Below are 20,817 nucleotides of genomic sequence, written 5' to 3' on the forward strand. Positions count from 1 at the left end.
AAAAAAACTCCCTATATATTTTAATAAGTTTTCTTTTATTAAAATACCTTAGAGAGTTTTATTTAGTTTCAATTTTCTTTATCTCTTTTTCTCTTTTAGAAATAGCTTGTAATTTTTTATTAGCTTCTTCAATTGTTTTTTGAGTACTTTCTAATTCTAATCTTCTTTTTTCAATATCTTTCATTTTCTTTCACACACCAGTTTTCATTGCGTCTGACATTAATAAGACTGAAAGTAAAGTTATATTAAAGATATCATTAATAATTTTAGATACATGTTTTTTTTCTTTTGCAGATAAATTCTCTGCTTTATAAGCCTCTAAACTTTTAACATCTTTAAAATAATTTTCTGCAAAATATTTTCCAAACTTTTGATAAATTAATGCTTCACCCTCATGAGCGAAAAGAGAAATGCTTTTAAATAATATTAATTTCATTTCAACTTCATCTTCACCAGTAGATCTAAATTGTTCTATAACATAGTTTAATCTATCATCATGAAATTCATCTACTAATTCTTCAACAACAATTCTTGAAGGTTGTCCAACTAATTTTAGAATTGGTTTTTTACCTGCAGTTTCATACTCTATAAATTCATAATTCATTGCCTTAATATATTTTTTAATACGTAAAGGTAATATATACATATCATATGCAATATACTCAGAATACCTTCATTTTCTTGCAATGATTTGTGTAATAATATTATAAACCATTTCTAAAATAGTTAAGTTTAATGCTCTTTCACTAACTTTAAATTCTAATTTATTTAATCTCAATAATTGATAGTATTCATATCCATAATATTCAAGTGAAATCATATTAAAATATGTTTGAATAGTTGAATTATTCATAATAGCAGAATAAGAAAATTGAATATCAGGCACAAGTGCATCAACTATGTTTTCAAATTGTGGTCTGTAGTCTAAAATTGAATAAAATTTATTTTTTTCAGCCATAAAATATCCTCCAAAATATAGTTATATTTTATCATATTTCCTTTTGAATAAATATGTAAGTGTATAATTATAGGGGTTTTAGGAGTAAATATGAAAATAAAAATAATTTGTTTTAACAAAGTTAATAAAGAATATAGAGAAGTATATGAAGCATACATTGATAAGCTTAAAATGCATTGTATTTTAGAGATGATTGAAATTAATGAATTCGATCATGGTGATATAAAATCTAATATGGTAAAAAATGAGCAAAATATTAATTTAAAATTACAAGAAAGTAAAGATTATGAAATCTTTTTATTAGATATTAACTCTAAACAATATAGTTCTGAATTAATTGCTGAAACTATAGAGGAAAATCAAAATTATAAAAATGGTAAAATATGTTTTATAATTGGTCCAAGTGATGGATTTAGTCAAGAGTTTAGAGAAATTCATAATAATAAAATTAGTTTTGGCTTAATCACTTTACCTTATAATTTGGTAAGAATAATTTTATTGGAACAAATTTATAGAGGGTTTAAAATAAATAAGAACCAAAAGTATCATAAATAATTAAAAAATAAATTAGATTTTTTAATAATTAAACTATAAAATGATACTATCACTGAGGAGGTAATCCTATGAATGATGAAAAATCAAGTTTTAATTGATTCCCAGGTCATATGAATAAAAGTATTAAAGAAATTGAACAAAAGATTTCTATAGTAGATCTTGTTATGGAAATTGTTGATGCAAGAGCACCTTTTTCAACACAAAATCCATTATTAAGAAAAGTTCTAAACACTAGACCAAGGTTAATAATTTTAACTAAATTTGACTTATCAGATAAAGAGATAACTAATCAATGGACTGAATATTTTAAATCCATTGGAAATATAACATACATTGTAAAAGATAAACAAGCTGATATTTATAGTGATGTTTTAAAGCTTATAAATGAAATGACAAAAGAATCACAATTAAAACAAAAAAAACGGGGAATAGAAAAACCACAACTTAATGTTTTAGTTGTTGGTATTCCAAATGTTGGAAAATCAACTGTTATTTCAAAGCTCTCAAGAGGTAAGACTTTAAAAATAGGTAATAAGCCAGGAGTAACAAGGGGAATGCAAAGAATTGTAATGACAAACAATATTACATTGATTGATACTCCTGGAATTTTACCTGCAAAGTTTGAAAATGAAACCGTAGCTTGTAATTGCGCTGCTACTAATTCAATTAGATTGGATGTCATTCCAAAAGAGAGGATGGCAACTAAATTAATGAGATATATTTATAATTCATATCCATCATTAATTGAAAACACTTATAAAATTAATAAGCATGTATTAAGACCAATAGATTATGATGATACATTCACTATCTTTGAAGAAATTGCTAAAAGAAATAAATTTACAATTCTTGATGAAATAGCTGATGTTGAAAGAGCTATTGAGTTATTTATTCATGACATCATTAAAAATAATTTGGGAAAAATCTCATTTGAAAAACCAATTGAAATTAAGGAAATATCAAAACAATCAATTAAGGAAAATGATTTAGATTCAACAGTAGTAAGTGATTTAACAGTGGAATGATAGAAAACTCAAGATACTTATTTGATCAAAAAATAAGAGAAGAAAATAAGGTTAATTTAATTTCTGGAAGTGATGAGGTTGGTAGGGGAGCAATGGCAGGTCCAATTGTTGTAGCAACTGTAATTTTAAAACCTGAGTATAACAACTTTAAAATTAAAGATTCTAAATTATTAAATGAAAAGCAAAGAGAAGAATTGTTTGATGAAATTAAAAAAAATTGTATTGACTATAGCATTTGTGAATATGATTCAAAATTTGTGGATGAATTTAATCCAAAGAAAGCAAGTCAGATAGGAATGGTAGATTCTATTAAAAAATTAAAAATTAAGCCAGAAGTTTGCTTAATTGATGGAGAAAATATAGAATTAGATTTGTGTAAAACCATAAAAATTATTAAGGGAGATAACTTGAGCATTACTATAGGAGCTGCAAGCATTTTAGCAAAAGTTTATAGAGATAGGATAATGAATAATTATCATTTAAAATATCCGCAATATAACTTTATAAAAAATAAGGGATATTGTACAATTGATCACCAAAATAGAGTTAAAGAGTTTGGTGTTTTGGATATTCATAGATTTTCTTATAAACCAATAAAATTTCTAAAGGAGAAAAAACATGAATTTTAATAAAAATAATGAAGTCTATCAGGAGTGATTGAAATCTAATCACTTAGATGAAAATTTAAAAGAGGAATTATTAAAAGCTAGTGATGATGAATTAAATGCTGCATTTAATATACAATTAGAATTTGGAACTGCTGGTATAAGAGGTATTCTTGGTGCCGGACCAGGTAGATTTAATTTATACACAATTAAAAAAGTGACAATGAGTTATGCAAAATTATTGTTATCAAAATATGGAGATGTTTTAAATAGAGGTGTTGTTATTGGTCATGATAATAGAAAGTTCTCAAAAGAATTTTCTCAATTAGCTGCTGAGATTTTAACAAGTTTTGGAATTAAAGCATATTTATTTAAAGATAATATTATGAAACCAACTCCAGTAGTTTCTTTTGCAACAAAGCAATTAAATGCAATTGGAGGAATTGTAATTACTGCAAGTCATAATCCTGCAGTTTATAATGGATATAAAATTTATGATGAATTTGGATGTCAATTAATTGATGAAGATACAAAAATAATTGCTGAATATATGGAAGAAATAAGTGATATTTTAAATTGAAATTATAAGTTTGATAAAACTCTTTTAGAAGTTGTTCCTCAAAATGTATTAAAAAAATATAAAGAAATGATTGAAAATTTACAATTTTATAAGAATGAATCAAGAGATAAATTTAAAATGATTTATTCAGCTGTTAATGGAACAGGAACTGAATTTACTCCACCATTATTGAGAAGTTTTGGTTATGAAGTAATAGAAGTAAAAGAACATGCATTTGAAGATGCAACGTTTAAAAATGTTGGTAATCCAAATCCAGAATTTGAACCTGCTTGAAAAATCCCTTTAGAATATGGAGAAAAACATAAAGATGCTTCAATTATAATTATTCAAGATCCAGATGCAGATAGAATTGGTTGTGCTGTTAATCATAAGGGAAAATGAATTAGAATTGATGGTAATCAAACTGGTCCATTATTAATTGAATGAAAATTAAGTCAAATGAAAAAACATAAGTTAACTCCTAAAAATCCAGCTATGTACTCAAGTTTTGTTACAAGTGATTTAGGTGATAGAATAGCAAATGAAACTTATAATGTTAAAGTTATAAAAACTCTAACAGGTTTTAAATGAATGGGTTCAGAAATTTTAAAAGAGCCTGAAAGAGATCTAAATTTTGTATTTGCATACGAAGAAAGTTATGGATATGTTCTTGATTCATCAACAAGAGATAAAGATGGAATTCAAGCAACAACAATGTTAGTTGAAGCAGCATGATATTATAAACAAAAAGGTAAAACTTTAATAGATGTATTAAATGATCTATATGCTAAATATGGATATTATTATACATACACTGAAAACTTAAATTTTAAGCCGGAAGAAATTAAATCAAAAGTAGAGCCTATTATGAAAAAGCTTAGAGAAGAAGAGTTTTCATCAATGGGTGGCTTAAAGTTAAATTATGTTGAAGATTATATTGACGGTTTATTCAATATGCCTGGACAAAATTTAATGAAGTTTTACTTTGAAGATGGAAGTTGATTTGCAGTAAGGCCTTCGGGAACTGAACCAAAAATAAAAATATATTTCATTTGTGTAAGTAATAATGAAGAGGCTGCAATGTCTAAATGTGAATTATTATTTAAAGATTTGAAAAAATTCTTAGAAATATAAAAAAATAATGCTTGTCATTATTTTTTTATATTTAAAATGAAAAAAGCGAACTTAGTACTTATAATAATATTGGCATTAATATATTGCAAGCCAAAGGTAAGGAGAAAAATGAAGACATTAATTATTGGCGGTAGTGCAACTGGAATGGGTGTTGCTGCTAGACTTAAGAGAAATGATCCTAGTATAGAAATAACTGTTATACAAGAAAAGGATTACGTTTCTCTTGGAGCATGTGGACTTCCATATTTTGTTGCAAATAATTTTGAAGATAAAAATATTTTAATAGCAAGAACAAAAGAAGAGTTTGAAAAAACAGGTATTAAAATTATATCTAATACAAAAGTAGATTCAGTTGACTTCAAAAATAAAAAAGTATTTTTTAATGGTCAATTTGAAGATTACGATAATTTAGTTTTAGCAGTAGGGGCAAAGCCTATTAAGCCAAATGTTAGTGGTGTTGATGGAGAAAATGTTTTTTCTCTTACAACATTAGAAGATGGAGTTTTATTAAAGGAAAAAATAATTAATAATGACAAAATCAAAAAAATTGTTGTTGTTGGAGCTGGTTTTATTGGATTAGAAATGACAGAAAGCCTTACTGAATTGAATAAACAAGTATATTTATTGGAAATGGAGTCAAAAGTTATGAAAAAGGCTTTTGATGAAGAAATTTCTAATTTAATAGAAGAAAAATTAATTGATAAAAAAATTAATACTTTACTTGGAGAACAATTAGTAGAAATAAAATTGAAAAATAAAAAGGTTAGTTCAATTTTATTAAAAAGTGGTAAAGAAATTAAAGCAGATGCAGTTTTACTTTCTGTTGGTTTTCAACCAAATACTTTATTCTTAAAAAATAGTGAGTTAAAAATGAATGACAGAGGAACAATTATTGTTAATCAAAAGGGTGAAACAAATGTTAAGGGTGTTTATGCAGCTGGCGATTGTGCAACCTCTAAGGATTATATTAATAATGAAGATATTTATTCACCATTAGCTACAGTTGCAAGTAAATTTGCAAAAGTGATAGCAGATAATATTTCTGGAAAAAAAGCAAAGTTTGTTGGTTCTATTCAAAGTTCAATGTTAAGAATTTTTGATTTAGAGATAGCAAGAGCTGGAATAACAGAACAAATGGCATTAAAAAATAATATGAATATAAAATCTGTTTTTATTAAAGATAAGGATCACACAAACTATACTCCAAATCAAAAAGACTTATATCTTAAATTGATAATTAATGAAAATACAAAAGAAATAGTGGGAGCTCAAATGGCTGGAAGTAATAGTTCTGTTTTAAGAATTTATGCTTTGGCAGCTTTAATTTGGCAAAAGGCAAAAGTAAATTCTGATTTAGAACAAATTGACTTGCCTTATGCTCCACCATTTTCAAGAACTGTCGATATTATTCATATCGCTTTATCTAAGTTAAACAAATAAAAAAAGGAGAGATTATATGCAATTCTTAGCAGAAGAACAAGGTCATAATTTACTTAGAGATTTTGTAGCTATTAGTACATGACAATCACTTGTATCTATAACTATATTTATTTCTTTACAAGTAGGTTTATGATTCTTTTTAAAGAAATATAAATTTGCATTTATGTACAGAGTTATACTCGGAATGTCAATTGGGTTAATATTTGGTATTGTTTTACAATCCATTGTTGGTTTTCCTAATTCAGATTCATTTGAAGAAATTTCCAAACCTTGAAGTGAATTATATTGAATTTATGAGTTAAATATCTGAGCTTCATTCTTTAAAAATATATTTATAAATGGAGTTTACTTATTAACAGTGCCAATTGTATTTATTGCAATATTTAAAATAACATCTAAACCTGGAGAAACTGGTTTAGGAAGAATTACAGCAAAGGGGATTGCTCTATTATTATTTAATGTGGCTGTAATGTTTACAATAACTTTCTTTATAGGATTATTAGTAAAAGTAGGAAAAGGATTTGAATTAACACCTGATTCTTCTGTTACAGGTAAAGATAATGTACCATTGCCACAAATAATTTGAGATTATATTCCCAACAATATTGTAGGAGCTCTATCTAAAAACACAATTATTCCTGTAATGGTAGTTGGGGCTTTAGCTGGTGGAAGTGTAAAAATTCTATCAAAAAGAAAACATGTTGAAATGGAAGCAATTAGAAAAGCTATGGATACTGGATGAGATGTCATGATGTCAATTTTAATGACATTTATGAAAATAATGCCATTGGCTGTTATGTCTATGATTACTGTTTCAATTACTTCAAGACCAATTGGGGCATTAGTTTCAATTGGTAAAATTATAGGAGTAGGTTATTTAGGAGTAGCAATTGCTTTAGGTCTTTTAACACTAGAAATTTTCTTAAGTGGAATCAAAGTTGGGGCTTGATGAAAAAATGCTTGAAAACCTTTAATACAAGGTTTCTCTACTCAATCTTCCAATGCATCCTTGCCAATTGCAATGGAAACATTAACACAAGATATGAAAGTAAATGGAAGAGCTGCTAATACAATTCAACCAATTTCTACAACTATGGGATTGATTGCCTGTGCTGGAGTTCAATCAGGATTAGCTACAAGTATTCTATGAACAGGAACTGGTTCAGGAAGCGCTGTTCATGATATGGGATTATTTACATTCTTCATAATGGCTCTATTTGTTACTGTTATTGCATCACTTGGGATAGCTGGTGTTCCTGGAACTGCAACAGTTGTTACTGTTGGGGTATTAGGAGGAATTGGATTTGGTGGCTATGCAGGAAGTGTTCTACAACTAATTGCACCCTTAGATGGATTATTTGATATGGGAAGAACAGGGGCAAATGTTGTTGGAGGTGTAGCTGTTGCAACAATTGTTGCAAAAACAGAGGGACTTATTGAAGAAGGATCAAATCTTTTAAGTGAAAAGGGTCTTAAATCCCAACAAAGAATTCTTGAAAATAAAGGTTTAAAGGATGAACATACTAATAAAATTATTACTTTAAACTCTTCCACAATGAAAGAACTTAGAAATAAAGACTTAACAAAAGAAGAAAAAGAAAAATTAAAACTTAAATTAAAAGATGATTTAAAACAAGAAAAAGAAGTATATAAAGAAAAAAAATAGTTTTAAAAGACAAAAATAATGAAAAAGGAGATAAAAAATAATGAAAAAAATATTATCTATTTTATCAACCACTTCATTAGTTATCTCGTCTTCAAGTTTAGTTATTGCATGTAATGAAAATATTAAGGAATTTAAAACAATTGATTTTGAAAAACCACCAGAAACTATAAAGGAGTTTGAATCAATTAAATTAAAAATAAAAAATAGAAGTAAAATTAATGCTCTTAAAATTGAAAGTTCATCAAATCTTAATGTTGAACTAGTGGGAGAAATGAATGATGAGATTATAATAAAAGCTGGTTCTATTAATAAAACAGACGAAAACCATAAAAAAGAATGAATAAAATTAACTGCAAAAAATGCATATACAGAATTAATAGAGTTTGAAATTGTTAAAAATCTAGAGGGTTACAAAAATATTAAAGTTGAGGGTTTAAATGAAGACAATAGTTTAGATTTAAAAGCTGGTTCTAAATCTACAATTGTAATTTTAAATTATGAAGAATTAATTAATTTTAAAATTGATTCAAGTAGTACTGAATCAATCAATTATATACAAAATGGAGATAATATAATTGTAAATGCAAAGGAAAATGCTGAAATTGGATTCAATTTAAAATTGTTTTTATCTGCTGACAATGTTGAAAAAGATTTTGAAGCTAATATTAAAATTATTTAAAAATAATTGATTAATCAATTATTTTTTTTATTTTTATGTCGATATTAATAGTAGGAGGAGTATTGATATGAATAATGTAACTATTATTGGCCAAATGGAGGGTGAACCTCAAGTTGTCTTTGATTCTAAAGATGGTCAAAAAAAATTATATAAATTTGTTTTAAAAGTACCAAGAAATTATAAAACCAAATCGGGAGAAACTATTGATGATTTTATAAATGTAAAAGTTTGATCCAATATCTTAGGTGAGGAATATGAATATTTTGATCAATCCTATATTGGTGTGGAAGGAAGAATTGTTTCTTTTGGAAATGCAGAAAATAATAAATATGGAAATGAATTAGTTGCAAATAAAATTTTTCAATTAAATTAATGGAAAATGTATTATTATATTTTTCAATAAAATATAATGGTGATTGAGATCAAATCTATAATGCTTTGGATATAAAAGAAAAAATAACTCATAAAGATTTGGATGAAGTTTCAAATAAGATTGATTGCAATTTTATAACTATATTAAGTCCGCTATATCCAAATTACTTAAAAAATACCCATAAACCACCATTTGTGATATTTTACAAAGGTGATATATCTCTTATGTCTAAGCATAATAAAACAATTGCTTTGGTTGGAGGAGAAGAAATTAATGATTATGGAGTCAAAAGTACACAAACATTTATGAGAGACTTAAATGAAGAGGGTACTGTATTTTCAACAATTGAAAATATTGGCGTTAATAATGAGGTATTGGATACTGGATTAAAAAATGATTATAAATTAATTAAAATAATTGAAGAAAGCATGAAAGATTATCTTAGAAAAACAATTGATGTACCAGAAAGAAAAAATTTATTGGCAATTACAGAAGTATATGAATCTAATAGTAATATTATTAATCTTATGGGAGACTATGCAAATAGAATGATTTGTGGTATCTCAAAAGCAATTCTTTTCATTCAGTTTAAAGAAAAAGATATTATAAAAAAATTATTCTCATTTTCAATAAATGAAGGTAAAGAGGTTTTTGCAATTCCCGATAGTATCTATTCTAGGAATTCTACAAATAAACTAATAAAAGACGGGGCAAAATTAGTAGAAAATGCAAAAGATATATTAAATCAAATCTAATAATGATATAATGAATTTGTGATAGAGATATCACACTTGTAAGGCTTAGGCCTAAAAAAACTAAGTATAAATTAACTAATCATTTTATTCCCGACACACAAATGATAAAAGTTATTTAATTCAAAGAGAGATTTATCTCTCTTTTTTTTGCTTTTTAATGTATAATTTTTAAGAAAAAGGTGAAGAAATGTCAAATAAAAATATTACTGAAGAATTAATTTCAGAAGAAAAAACAAAAAAAACTAATAATAATGATTTTAAAAAGAAAAAAAGTGGAAAAGCATTTTTTGCAATTATTTTTCATTATTTAAAAAGACATCCTATAGTTGGTATTTTTTTAGTTATACTGACACTTGCTTCTTCAGTTGCAGGAGTTTTAAGTCCTAAAATTATTCAAAATATTATGATAATATTAGTTCCTCCACGTGAAGGTCAGGGAGAACCAATTACTACTACACCATTATTTGGTTTTAATTTAACTTGAGTAGATTGAATTTATGTGCAACTTGGATTATTTGCATCATTAGCAATATTTACTTTTGCTTCAAATTACTTAGCAGGAATAATGGGAAAAAATGTAGAAATTGAATTAAGAAATAAAACTCTAGAAAAATTAGTAAAACAAGATATGAGTTATTATTCTGATAAAAAAATTGGAGAGATTTTAACAAAAATTGTTTCAGATACACAAATTATTGGAGATCAAGCACAACAAATCCCAGTAACAATGTTAAATGCATCATTTACATTTTTTGGAGCATTAATTATGATGTTTACAATAGATACTTATTTAACAATAGTTGTAATAATAACAATGATTGTAATTGTAACATCAATTTTTTCAAGTTTTGGAATTGTAAAAAAGGCTGCTTTTAAAACAAGAGATTCTATAACATCAATTAATGGAGATGTAACAGATAGAATTGCTACAGTTAGACTTATTAAAGCTTCTGGAACTGAAAATTATGAAACTGAAAGATTTAAAGAAATTCATAAAGATTACTTTAAAAAATCAAGTAGCTTAATTAAGTTACAATCTACAATAGTAACTATTTTAGTGGCAGGAATAAGTTCAATTCAGATGATAATTGTTATTGCAGCTGCAATAAAATGACATGATGATCCAACAACAATTTCTGTTGTTTTAACATCATTTATATCATCTGTTGGAACAATGGTTGGACCAGTTATGCAAGTAGCGAGGTTACAAATAGGATTAATTCAAGCTTCAACTTCAGCTGTAAGAATTGATGAAATTATAACTTCAAAATCAAGAATTGATCCACATTATAATCCTGAAGAAGGAATTAAAATTGAAAATATTGATAAAGAAATTATTTTTAAAGATGTTGAATTTAGATACCCAGAAAAACCAGAAAAAGTTATTATTCCAAAATTTTCATTTACATTTGAGCATGGTAAATCATATGCTTTTGTTGGTGAAACTGGAGCTGGAAAATCAACAATTGCAAAACTCTTATTAAGATTCTATGATCCATTTAAAGGTCAAATTTTAATAAATGGAACTAATGATTTAAGAGATGTAAATTTATCAAGTTACTTAGACAAAGTTGGTTATGTTGAACAAGAACCTCAAATTTTATTTGGAGATGTTCTTGACAATATAAAATATGGACGTTTTGATGCAAGTGATGAAGAAGCAATAGAGGCAGCAAAATTAGCTGAATTACATGATTTAGTAATGACATGACCAGAAGGCTATAATACTATTCTTGGTGAGCGTGGATTTATGTTGTCTGGTGGACAAAAACAAAGATTAGTAATTGCAAGAATGTTCTTAAAAGACCCTCAATTATTAATTTTAGATGAAGCAACAAGTGCTTTAGATAATATAGTTGAAAAAGAAATTCAATCTAAATTAGATAGTCTAATGAAGGGGAGAACAACTGTTACAATTGCACATAGATTAAGTACAATAAAAAATGTTGATACAATTATAGTATTAGCTCCAGAAAAAGGAATTGCTCAAGTTGGAAGTTTTAGTGAATTAAAAAGTAAAACTGGACACTTTAAAAATCTATATGATGCAGGTCTAATGGGTTAAATTTGTTCAAAAGATATTAAAAAACCTCTTATTCTAATAAGTAAGCATATTATGTCAAGTATAGAATAGCTTTTTTATTCTATTTAGAACACCATGTTTCTCATGGTGTTTTTTCATGCTTTACCATTATTCTTTTGAAATTATAAAATTGAATATACTCCAAAACATTATTGTATACTTCTTGAAAAGAGTTCAAGTTCTTTTGATATCACTCTGTTTTTAAAGAAGAAAAAAAAGTTTCACAAGCAGCATTATCTAGTGAGTTTCCAGGTCTACTTAAAGATATAGAGATTTTATTCATCTTACAATACATCTGACTAAAAATTGATGTATATTGAAAGCCATTATCTGAGTGAATTATTAAGTTCTTATTTTTTAGCATATAGCCTTCAGCCATTTTCAATGTTCTAAAATAAATTTTATTATCATTTCTCATAGATATATCATATCCAACTATAAAGCCAGTATTAACATCTTTCATAATACTCAAATATGCAAACTTATTATAACCATAAGGCAAATATGTAACATCCGTTACAAATAATTCACCTTTATCAAAACTATTTCATTGCCTATTAACAATATTAGGGTATTTAGAATTTCTAACTTTGATCTCTTTTGGTTTTATATTTCTCTTTATTCTAATTTTTGATCTTATTCCCAAAAGTTTCATATATTTATAAACTAATTTATTTGAAACATTGATATTATAAAAGCGCTTTAAAACTATATTGATTCTAGGATAACCATAAATATGATTATAATAATTAAATATCTCTAAAATATAATCGGCTAAAACCTCATCAAACTTATAATTAAATGAGGGCCTTTCTTTTTTTACTCACCTGTAATAACTTGATTGTGTTGTTTTAAGTGCTTTACATAAAAAAATAATTGATCAATCAGATTTATTTTTCTCAATATAGTTATACTTTAATTGTTGTTTTTTTCTCAATCCTCCAGGAACTGATTGAACTTTTTTAGTATCTCATTCTCCATTTCTAAAAGTTTATTTTTCTTTTTAAGTTCCAGAATCTCTTTTCTAAATGGGTTATTTTTTAGCTCTATATCAATTTTTTTAATTCCTGCGGTTTGTCCCTTTCTTGAAGAAATCTTCTTGAGATATTCAATTCCATATTCTTCATATCCTAAAGCTCATTTTCTTGCAGCAGAATATGAAACATTATGTTTTTTTGCTAATTTCTTTCAACTTTGTTGATTAATTGCTCAATCCTTTGCAACTTCTATTTTAGTTTCCAAAGATACCATATTTGATTTATTTCCTTTAAAATTTGCCATATAAAAAATCCTCTTCTATATAGATTATATTAGAATTTTTTTATTCTAACTCTATACATAGAGGATTATATTCACTTATTCTAATAAGAGGTTTTTTAATATCTATAATTATGATAAAGGACTAATTTTAGCTCAATTAATTATTGAATTTATACTCTTTTTGCTTTTTGATGTTAATACTTTTTGTGTATTAGCATCGTTCATATTTGCTTCATATTCTTCAATAGACTCTGTTGGTTGTTCTCCTTGTAAAAATCATAAAGCCTTAACCATATAAGCAAAAGTTCATGTCGCCTCAATCAAAGTTTCTTGATATTTTGTACTTTTAAGAGCTCAATTAATTGCTTCTTTTTCAGTTTGAAAATCGGGCATTTCATTTTGAATTTCAGCTTTAAGCTTTTTATATTTTTCTTCATGAATATCTGCTTGTGCTTGTGCTTCTTCATATGATTTTGGCTGTTCTGGCAATTCAATATCATTTGTACATGAAACAACATTAGCAGTTGCTAAAAATCCAGTACCACTCAATCCAAACGCTGATAATATCGATAGTATTTTTTTTCATTATTTTTCTCCCTTTGTGTTTTTCAACATTATTATTTTATTAAAAAAAATCAGTATTTATAAAATATTTTTTGGTTTTTATTATTAATGTAGATAATAAGCGATTATGTCTCAAAATACAAGATTTATCTAATAAATAGATCTTGTATTTTTTCTTTTTCTATCAAAAAAAATATCAGTTAGTTGCTTTTCAAGGAGATTCAATTTTGGGTATTTTGGTAGTTTCAAATTCTTTATCAGATAGTGTTTTCATACTTCCATGTAAACGTTCATCTTCAACTTGAATAAGATTGTAAATGTCATTTCCAATTAATGCATAATACTTTTTATTTACAGTTTCCATAACCATTACTTTTAACTTTGGCTTAAAGTAAATTGGAGTAAAGCCCTTACATATAAATCACTTATTTTTTTTAAAACTAATACTATGACCATTATCAATAATTCTTTCACTTCGATAAGAGAAAACAATATCTTCATCTTGATCAAATTCTCTAGTTACTGATTCTAATTGGTCTAAAGGGATTGAAAAATCTTGATTGTATTCTTGAATAAGATGAGGTAAATAATTATTTAACTGATCAATATTTTTTAAATTTAAGAGTCTAATTATTTGAGGTCATCTTCTTTGCAATGTTCCAAAAGTTCTTTCAACTAATGCTTTTTCTTGGGGGATTGAAGTTGTTTTTGTATTTACTCCAAGAGAGTGAAAAATAAATTGTAATTGTGTATTTGAAACGCTATCACCAAAGTGATCACGATTATTTTTACTACTAAAAACATTTCTATTATCACTAACATTTAATTTTGGTAAACCGTAATGTTTAAAGGCTTTTTTATAGATATTGTAATAGCTTTCAGTAGTTTCTTGTTCACTGAAATAGCCTGCCAAAATCCTTTTACTAGCTTTATCAATTACAATATGCAAATGACATTTTAAGTTTTTAATCCATTGATGATTTGAAGCATCAGTTTCATAGATTTCTCCAAACTTTACAATTTTCTTTTGAGTAGGATGGGGTTTGCTTGTTATAATTGATTTTGAAAGATACTCGCTTGTTAAATTTTCTTGGTTTGCTGCCTTTAAATTTTTACGAATATCTTTTTTTGTTTTTCTGTTAAGAGTATCAATTAAAATATTTTCTTCTATTAATATGTGTCTAATTGCAGAATAGCTTATTTTGCTTTTTCAATTTCTTTCTCAATAATGTTTAATACTAAAGTCATAATATTTAGTTTGAAATAATTCAATTATTTCATCTTTAAATAACTGTGAAATTTTATTTATAGGTATTTTATTGGTATTTTTATGAATAAAAGCTTTTGCTCCAATCTCTTGATATTCTTTAAGTTTTCTTCTTGTGTGTCTAACACTATAACCTAATTTATAGGCTGTATTTTTAATAGATTCTTTTCTTAAAGATAAGTCTTTAATTAATCTTAGTTGTTCTTGTTTCATGGTATTTAATATTAGTCCTTTCATAAAACCTCCATTTATTGATTATAAAGGAGGACAAAGTCGCTTGTTAATATGTAGGGACATAATCGCTTATTACTCATAATAAAATATTTTTTAGTTTTTATTATTAAATTAAAACTAAAATAATGGTATTATACTTATTGAGTCTAAAATTTAAATGAGAGGAATAATTATGATAGAAAAAGAGCAAATAAACAAAAAAGAATTGGGTATTGACGAAACAATCCCTCTAATTGAGATCACTAATATTACAAAAACTTATAAAAATAAAAATGCATTAGATGATGTTAGTTTAGTGATAAATCCAGGAGATAGAATCGGTATTATTGGTCCTAATGGTGGGGGAAAATCGACTTTGAGTGAAATACTTGGAGGTATTAGAAAACCAACTTTAGGTAAAATTAAAAGACAAGAAAATATGACAATTGGATTACAATTCCAAGAATCAAAATATCCAATTGGAATTACAGTTTTGGATATGATTAAGTATTATTTAGAAACTTTTAATATACCAATGACTCAGGGGAAATTAATTGAAATCCTAAGAAAATTTCAAATTGAAAATTTTAAAAATAAATTTTTAGAGGGTTTAAGTGGTGGTCAACAACAAAGAGTAAATATACTTCTAAGTTTAATTCACAATCCTGATTTAGTTATCTTTGACGAAATTTCAACAGGATTAGATATTGAAGTTAGAAGTGAAATCTTTGATGTTATTAAAGAAAATGTTGTAAGTAAAAATAAAGCTATGATTTTGGTAACACATATGATGAGTGAAATTGAAGAGCTTTGTGATAAATATATCTATATTCATAATGGAAAAATTAGAGAACAAGGACTTGTTAAAGATTTAGTAAAACAATATGGGTCAGTTCATAATTTTACTTGAAAAAAATTTAAAGAAGAAAAATCAGCTGATTTAAAAAAAGATATTGAAAAATCAGATAAGGAAAATAAAAATAAATTAGATAGAATTATTAATAGTGAAAAAAATAAAGGGAAAAACCTTCCTTTAATAAAACTTTTAATGAAATACTATGCAAAAGGTTTTGCAGTTCCATTCTTCTTATTTTTCTTCCCATTGATTCTTCTATTTCTTGAAGGGTTTGTTTTCAAAACAATGGAAATGCCCGGATCAAGTGGTCAACCTAAATATGCTTTATTACATAACTTAATAGGATCATTAGCAATAATGCAAATAATTTCTGTGGGAGTTTTTATAATTCCACAAACAATTTTAGAATTTAAAAATAGTGTTCTTATGAAAAGAATTGGTGCAACAAATATAAAACCGATATTCTTTATACTAACTGTTGTAGCAATGGGAATTGTTTTCATGCTTATGGGATTCTTATGAACTTTACTTTGAGCTGGAATAATGTTTGGTGGCGAGTTTGGATGAGCAAATGTTGCTTTACCAGTACAATTTGGAGAATCAATTCCATTTTTATTGTTGACATTAGTTCAAGCAGTCGCAATGGGAATGCTATTGGCAAGTATATTTAAATCAACAACAACTTATATTGCAGTTTCAAATATTATATATATGCCAATTGCTTTTTTAGGTGGTTCATTCTTACCAATTGATTTAATTATGAATAGTCCAGTTCTAAAATATGCAACTTATTTAAATATATTTAAATATTGCATGGAACCATTTACAAATGCTTGAGCAGGAAGATTTATATTTGATTTAGAGACTGGAATTTATTTAGCAGTTTCAATAGCATTGGTAAGTGCCTTTACAGTGACAGCTTCATTTAAATTAAAATGAGAATCTTAAAATATTTTATGCACAATGTTATATTGTGCATTTTTTAATATTAGAGATTTCTATTTTATTTATCTAAGAAATAAAAAGATAACTTCTTTAAAGATACAAAAAATAAAAAATAGAGAAATAAGACGAAATTAAGATATTTAAATTAAATAGTTAATAATGTAAAAAAAAAAAAAAAAGTAATTCTACTTCTTTATGCAAATAAAGGATGAATCTTAAAAAGAGTCAAGATATTAATAATAGGTTTTTAACTGCTTATTTAGTAATAATTTATCAAGATAATTAATTTAGATAAATTGATATTTACCTTTTATTTTTAAGTCGCTTTTTTTGTTATAATTAAACAATGAAAAGAATAGTTAATATTATTGGAGCTGGATTATCAGGTTGTGAAGCAGCTTACCAATTGTCAAAAAGAAATATCAAAGTTAAATTATATGAAAAAAAGACCCTAAAAAGAAATCCAGTACAAAAATTGGATTATTTTGCTGAATTAGTATGTTCAAATACTTTGAGATCAAGTGATTTAAAAAATGCGGTAGGAACTTTAAAAGAAGAAATGAGAATGTTTGATTCATTAATAATTAAAGCTGCTGAATTTGCTCAAATACCAGCAGGAGGTAGTCTTGCAGTAGATCGTGAATTATTTTCAAAATACATTACTGATGAAATGAAAAATAATAAAAATATTGAAGTAATTGAAGAGGAATTTAAAAAAATAGATGAAACTCAAATAACTTTAATTGCCTCAGGTCCATTAACTAGTGAAACATTACAGTCAGAGATTTCGAAGTTAATTGGACAAGATTATTTTTATTTCTTTGATGCAGTTGCACCAATAATAACCAAGGATTCAATAAACATGGATATAGCATTTAGAAAGAATCGTTATGAAAAAGGAGAAACTCAAGATTATATTAATTGTCCTATGAACAGAGAGCAATATGAGTTATTTTATAAGGAGTTAGTATCTGCTAAATTAGCTCCTGTACATTTAGAATCGGAACAAAATTTAAAATACTTTGAAGGTTGTATGCCATTAGAAGTAATGGCAAAAAGGGGATTTGAAACTTTAACTTTTGGCCCTCTTAAACCAGCAGGTTTAAGAAATTTTGATGGAACAAATAATTTTGCTGTAGTTCAATTAAGACAGGATAATGCTGCAGATAATCTTTATAACTTTGTAGGATTTCAAACAAATCTAACATGACCAGAACAAAAAAGAGTTTTTAGATTAATTCCTGGTTTAGAAAAAGCCAACTTTATAAGATATGGTGTTATGCACCAAAACAACTTTATAAATTCTCCAACTGTTTTAAATGAATTCAATCAATTAAAATCAAATAATAATATATTCTTTGCAGGACAAATTACAGGTGTAGAGGGTTATGTTGAATCAACTTCATCAGGTATCATAGCTGCTATAAATATTGCAAGATTATTAAATCAACAAGAGCTTATGAAATTTCCAATAAATACTGTAATGGGTGGATTACAAAATTATATTATTTCAACAAGTTCAAAAAATTTTCAACCTATGAAAGCAAATTGAAGTATTGTTGAAAATTTAGAAATTAAGTCTAAAATTAAAAAAGAAGAAAAAAAAGATATGTATTCAAATAGAGCTTTAAATTCAATGAAGCAATTTATTAAAACATTAGTATAAATAGCGAAAGGTTAATATGAGAGAAATTGATAAACAAAGTATTTTTTGGTATGGTTTACATAATTTGGTACACGAAAATGCACAACTTAAATACTATATTACAACTCAAAAGGAACTTATTTATAATTTATATCCAGTAGTTTATTTAGGAGTTATTCAATATTCTTTATATCGAGGAATTGTTTTAACAGAAATTCCATTGGAGGAAAATAACTCATATACAGAATATATTTTAGAAAGATATGAAGAAATCTATAAAATTAGATATAGATTTGTAAAGGACAAACCGAGAAAAGCAAATTTAAAGGATGAGGAAACTTATGAATTATGTTGAGATATAATCTCAAATCTATTATTACCTTATATTAATGAATATTGTTTTAGAACATATGAAATGTGAAAAAATTTATCTCAAGCTTATATCAGAGAATTAGTAATTAACTATGAGTATGACATTAATTATGAAGCTGATGATGGTAAAATAAAAGCTTCAACAATTTATCCATTTGTTTTCACTTTAAGTTTAATAGGTATTCAAGAAAAACAGGGTTTATATCAGAGAATTGAAAAATGTTATCAAAGAGATGTTCTATTAAGAAAATTTAATTCTGGAAGAGAATGAAGAGAAAAAGAGTTAGATTATTTAAATGAAACTTATGAATTGATTCAAAGTGATGAAGAGTGACTTTTCTTTTTAAGTAATTTTTCATCATCTAAATGAAATAGTTTTGATTTAAAAGAACGCTTTAAAGCTCTTTTCCAATTAACAAAATTAACAACTATTCTTATGAAAGAAGAAATTAGTGCAGTTACTATGCTTGATGATGGTGAGGAGTTATTTGATCAATTAAAAAACTATCTGCCTTTATTTATATCTGATGATAAGTATATTAATGAAAATGGTGAAATAAAGAATGAATTAAAAAAATCAAATATTAAAATCTTATCACCTTTTGCAAATCAAAATATTAATATAGAAGTTTTAATTCCTTATATTGAATCAAAAAAGGAAAGATTTATTTCATATAATCAAGAAGCTCTTTTTAGAACTTCTGAAATAATATATACAGTACTTGCAAAATTAAGATTAATTTTATTAATTCACGAGTATTTACCAAATTTAATAGATTCAAGAATAAAACCAAAGAAAAAGCTTTTTGTTGATGTTTTAAATCTTTTTGAAGAAACTAAAGAAGATAAATTTAAAAGAAAATTAGATGTTGAAAATCTATTAGAATTTGACTTTTTAATTTCTGAAGATGATATCAATGAAGTTTTAGAATTAAAATATACAAAACTTGATGACTTTTATGATAAAAAATGCTTTTATAAAATTGGAAAAATAATGAGTTTATTGCTTGGAGTTGAAAATACAACAGCTTCAAAAATGAATTATGACTTATTTGAACTTTTTAAAAACATTCTTATTTTAATGGGCCCTCATCCTTTAGATCACACTGTTCAAACACAAGAACTAGTAAAAAAACTTTATTCAAAATTTGAAAATATGTGTAAAGAATATGAAAATTTATTAAGCAAAGACTTTGAAAAATCTAAAATGTATATTTCAAATTTGGAACTTCCTTTAAAATTATTAAGATGAAAAAAATAGATTAGTTATAATATAAATTCTTTATTTTTAAATGTTCAATCTTAGAACAATTTTAGTTAAGTTAAAATAAAGTTATTTATTTGTCTGTTTAAATCCTATGAGTGTTTTAAACAGAAAATATTTTATAAGTACTTAGTAGGCATATTTTTAAAGACTAAATAATATTTTTATTGCCTTTTATATATTTTAATGTTAATTTTTAATATATATACTTTTAAAAATAAAAGTAATTGAGAAATAATATCAAATGATTACTCTACTAGTTTTACTTTGCATATTAAAGTTTTAAGATAGACTAAAATTAGAATATTTAAATAAATGATTTTATAAAAAGCAAACCTTACCTATAAAAAATAAAAAAACTCATAAATCTAATAAATTTGGTAAAAAAGTAAAATAATTTAAATTTTAGAATAGTTATAAAACTATATTTTTATAACCAAAGAGATAAAATTGTAGCATTCTTGTCTAAAATTTGCTATTATTATTTTGTCTTATTTTGCCCACGTAGCTCAGTAGGATAGAGCATGCGCCTTCTAAGCGTAGGGTCAGAAGTTCGAATCTTCTCGTGGGCGCCAATTTTAAAAAATACATGCCAGCTT

Annotated in this window: 17 protein-coding genes, 1 tRNA gene and 1 pseudogene; 14 read left to right on the forward strand and 5 right to left on the reverse strand. The window is 25.6% G+C overall.

Translation table 4 applies throughout. The features are described 5' to 3' along the window. Positions 1-58 precede the first annotated feature (58 nt). The gene (locus AAHM99_RS05420; RefSeq protein ID WP_342275649.1) at positions 59-958 is read right to left on the reverse strand and encodes a hypothetical protein; all 900 of its coding nucleotides are present in this window, start codon (positions 956-958) and stop codon (positions 59-61) included. A gap of 90 nt (positions 959-1,048) precedes the next feature. Here AAHM99_RS05420 and AAHM99_RS05425 point away from each other — a divergent pair, with 90 nt between their 5' ends. From AAHM99_RS05425 to AAHM99_RS05470, 10 genes are all read left to right on the forward strand, one after another. Then, complete coding sequence (locus AAHM99_RS05425) at positions 1,049-1,513, forward strand: 23S rRNA (pseudouridine(1915)-N(3))-methyltransferase RlmH (RefSeq protein ID WP_342275650.1); 465 nt, start codon at positions 1,049-1,051, stop codon at positions 1,511-1,513. 68 nt (positions 1,514-1,581) lie between these two features. Next, positions 1,582-2,541, forward strand: a complete 960-nt coding sequence (ylqF, locus tag AAHM99_RS05430) for a ribosome biogenesis GTPase YlqF (RefSeq protein WP_342275651.1) — start codon at positions 1,582-1,584, stop codon at positions 2,539-2,541. Further along, the gene (locus tag AAHM99_RS05435; protein WP_342275652.1) at positions 2,535-3,167 is read left to right on the forward strand and encodes a ribonuclease HII; all 633 of its coding nucleotides are present in this window, start codon (positions 2,535-2,537) and stop codon (positions 3,165-3,167) included. Before ylqF ends, AAHM99_RS05435 begins: the two co-directional genes overlap by 7 nt. Then, entirely contained in the window at positions 3,157-4,836 is a 1,680-nt protein-coding gene (locus AAHM99_RS05440) for a phospho-sugar mutase (protein ID WP_339029477.1), read from the forward strand. Before AAHM99_RS05435 ends, AAHM99_RS05440 begins: the two co-directional genes overlap by 11 nt. 108 nt (positions 4,837-4,944) lie before the next feature. Beyond that, complete coding sequence (locus AAHM99_RS05445) at positions 4,945-6,276, forward strand: CoA-disulfide reductase (protein WP_342275653.1); 1,332 nt, start codon at positions 4,945-4,947, stop codon at positions 6,274-6,276. A 16-nt stretch (positions 6,277-6,292) separates the two neighbouring features. Next, complete coding sequence (locus tag AAHM99_RS05450; RefSeq protein ID WP_342275654.1) at positions 6,293-7,942, forward strand: dicarboxylate/amino acid:cation symporter; 1,650 nt, start codon at positions 6,293-6,295, stop codon at positions 7,940-7,942. Between the two features lie 40 nt (positions 7,943-7,982). Then, the gene (locus AAHM99_RS05455; protein ID WP_342275655.1) at positions 7,983-8,621 is read left to right on the forward strand and encodes a lipoprotein; all 639 of its coding nucleotides are present in this window, start codon (positions 7,983-7,985) and stop codon (positions 8,619-8,621) included. A 67-nt stretch (positions 8,622-8,688) separates the two neighbouring features. After that, a complete protein-coding gene (locus tag AAHM99_RS05460) occupies positions 8,689-8,994 on the forward strand; it encodes a single-stranded DNA-binding protein (protein ID WP_339029471.1) in 306 nt (101 codons plus the stop codon). Beyond that, complete coding sequence (locus AAHM99_RS05465) at positions 8,994-9,749, forward strand: DNA-processing protein DprA (RefSeq protein ID WP_342275656.1); 756 nt, start codon at positions 8,994-8,996, stop codon at positions 9,747-9,749. The genes AAHM99_RS05460 and AAHM99_RS05465 overlap by 1 nt, the downstream gene beginning before the upstream one ends. 187 nt (positions 9,750-9,936) lie before the next feature. Further along, positions 9,937-11,814: an ABC transporter ATP-binding protein gene (locus tag AAHM99_RS05470; RefSeq protein WP_342275657.1), complete on the forward strand. Its 1,878-nt coding sequence runs from the start codon at positions 9,937-9,939 to the stop codon at positions 11,812-11,814. A 79-nt stretch (positions 11,815-11,893) separates the two neighbouring features. Here AAHM99_RS05470 and AAHM99_RS05475 read toward each other — a convergent pair whose 3' ends face one another. The 4 genes and pseudogenes from AAHM99_RS05475 to AAHM99_RS05490 all read right to left on the reverse strand — a co-directional run bounded on the left by AAHM99_RS05475 (position 11,894) and on the right by AAHM99_RS05490 (position 15,160). Beyond that, a complete protein-coding gene (locus AAHM99_RS05475; RefSeq protein WP_342274829.1) occupies positions 11,894-12,769 on the reverse strand; it encodes an IS3 family transposase in 876 nt (291 codons plus the stop codon). Beyond that, on the reverse strand, positions 12,748-13,113 hold the full coding sequence (locus tag AAHM99_RS05480; RefSeq protein WP_342274828.1) for a helix-turn-helix domain-containing protein: 366 nt from the start codon (positions 13,111-13,113) through the stop codon (positions 12,748-12,750). The genes AAHM99_RS05475 and AAHM99_RS05480 overlap by 22 nt, the downstream gene beginning before the upstream one ends. A 108-nt stretch (positions 13,114-13,221) precedes the next feature. After that, a complete protein-coding gene (locus AAHM99_RS05485) occupies positions 13,222-13,641 on the reverse strand; it encodes a hypothetical protein (RefSeq protein WP_342275658.1) in 420 nt (139 codons plus the stop codon). A gap of 165 nt (positions 13,642-13,806) precedes the next feature. After that, positions 13,807-15,160 (reverse strand): annotated as a pseudogene (locus AAHM99_RS05490) (transposase family protein). A gap of 169 nt (positions 15,161-15,329) precedes the next feature. Between AAHM99_RS05490 and AAHM99_RS05495 the strand changes: the two are divergent. The 4 genes from AAHM99_RS05495 to AAHM99_RS05510 all read left to right on the forward strand — a co-directional run bounded on the left by AAHM99_RS05495 (position 15,330) and on the right by AAHM99_RS05510 (position 20,793). After that, positions 15,330-16,940 carry an ATP-binding cassette domain-containing protein gene (locus tag AAHM99_RS05495; protein WP_339029464.1) on the forward strand — a complete coding sequence of 537 codons (1,611 nt, stop codon included), beginning with the start codon at positions 15,330-15,332 and terminating at the stop codon, positions 16,938-16,940. A gap of 343 nt (positions 16,941-17,283) precedes the next feature. Continuing rightward, positions 17,284-18,603, forward strand: a complete 1,320-nt coding sequence (gene trmFO / locus AAHM99_RS05500) for a methylenetetrahydrofolate--tRNA-(uracil(54)-C(5))-methyltransferase (FADH(2)-oxidizing) TrmFO (RefSeq protein WP_342275660.1) — start codon at positions 17,284-17,286, stop codon at positions 18,601-18,603. A 16-nt stretch (positions 18,604-18,619) separates the two neighbouring features. Beyond that, positions 18,620-20,215 (forward strand): hypothetical protein, encoded by a 1,596-nt coding sequence (locus tag AAHM99_RS05505; RefSeq protein ID WP_342275661.1) that lies wholly within the window; start codon positions 18,620-18,622, stop codon positions 20,213-20,215. A 501-nt stretch (positions 20,216-20,716) separates the two neighbouring features. Next, a tRNA-Arg gene (locus AAHM99_RS05510) sits at positions 20,717-20,793 on the forward strand. Positions 20,794-20,817 lie beyond the last annotated feature (24 nt).

It is taken from the genome of Spiroplasma endosymbiont of Cantharis lateralis, from assembly GCF_964030855.1.
GTDB lineage: Bacteria > Bacillota_I > Bacilli_A > Mycoplasmatales > Mycoplasmataceae > Spiroplasma_A.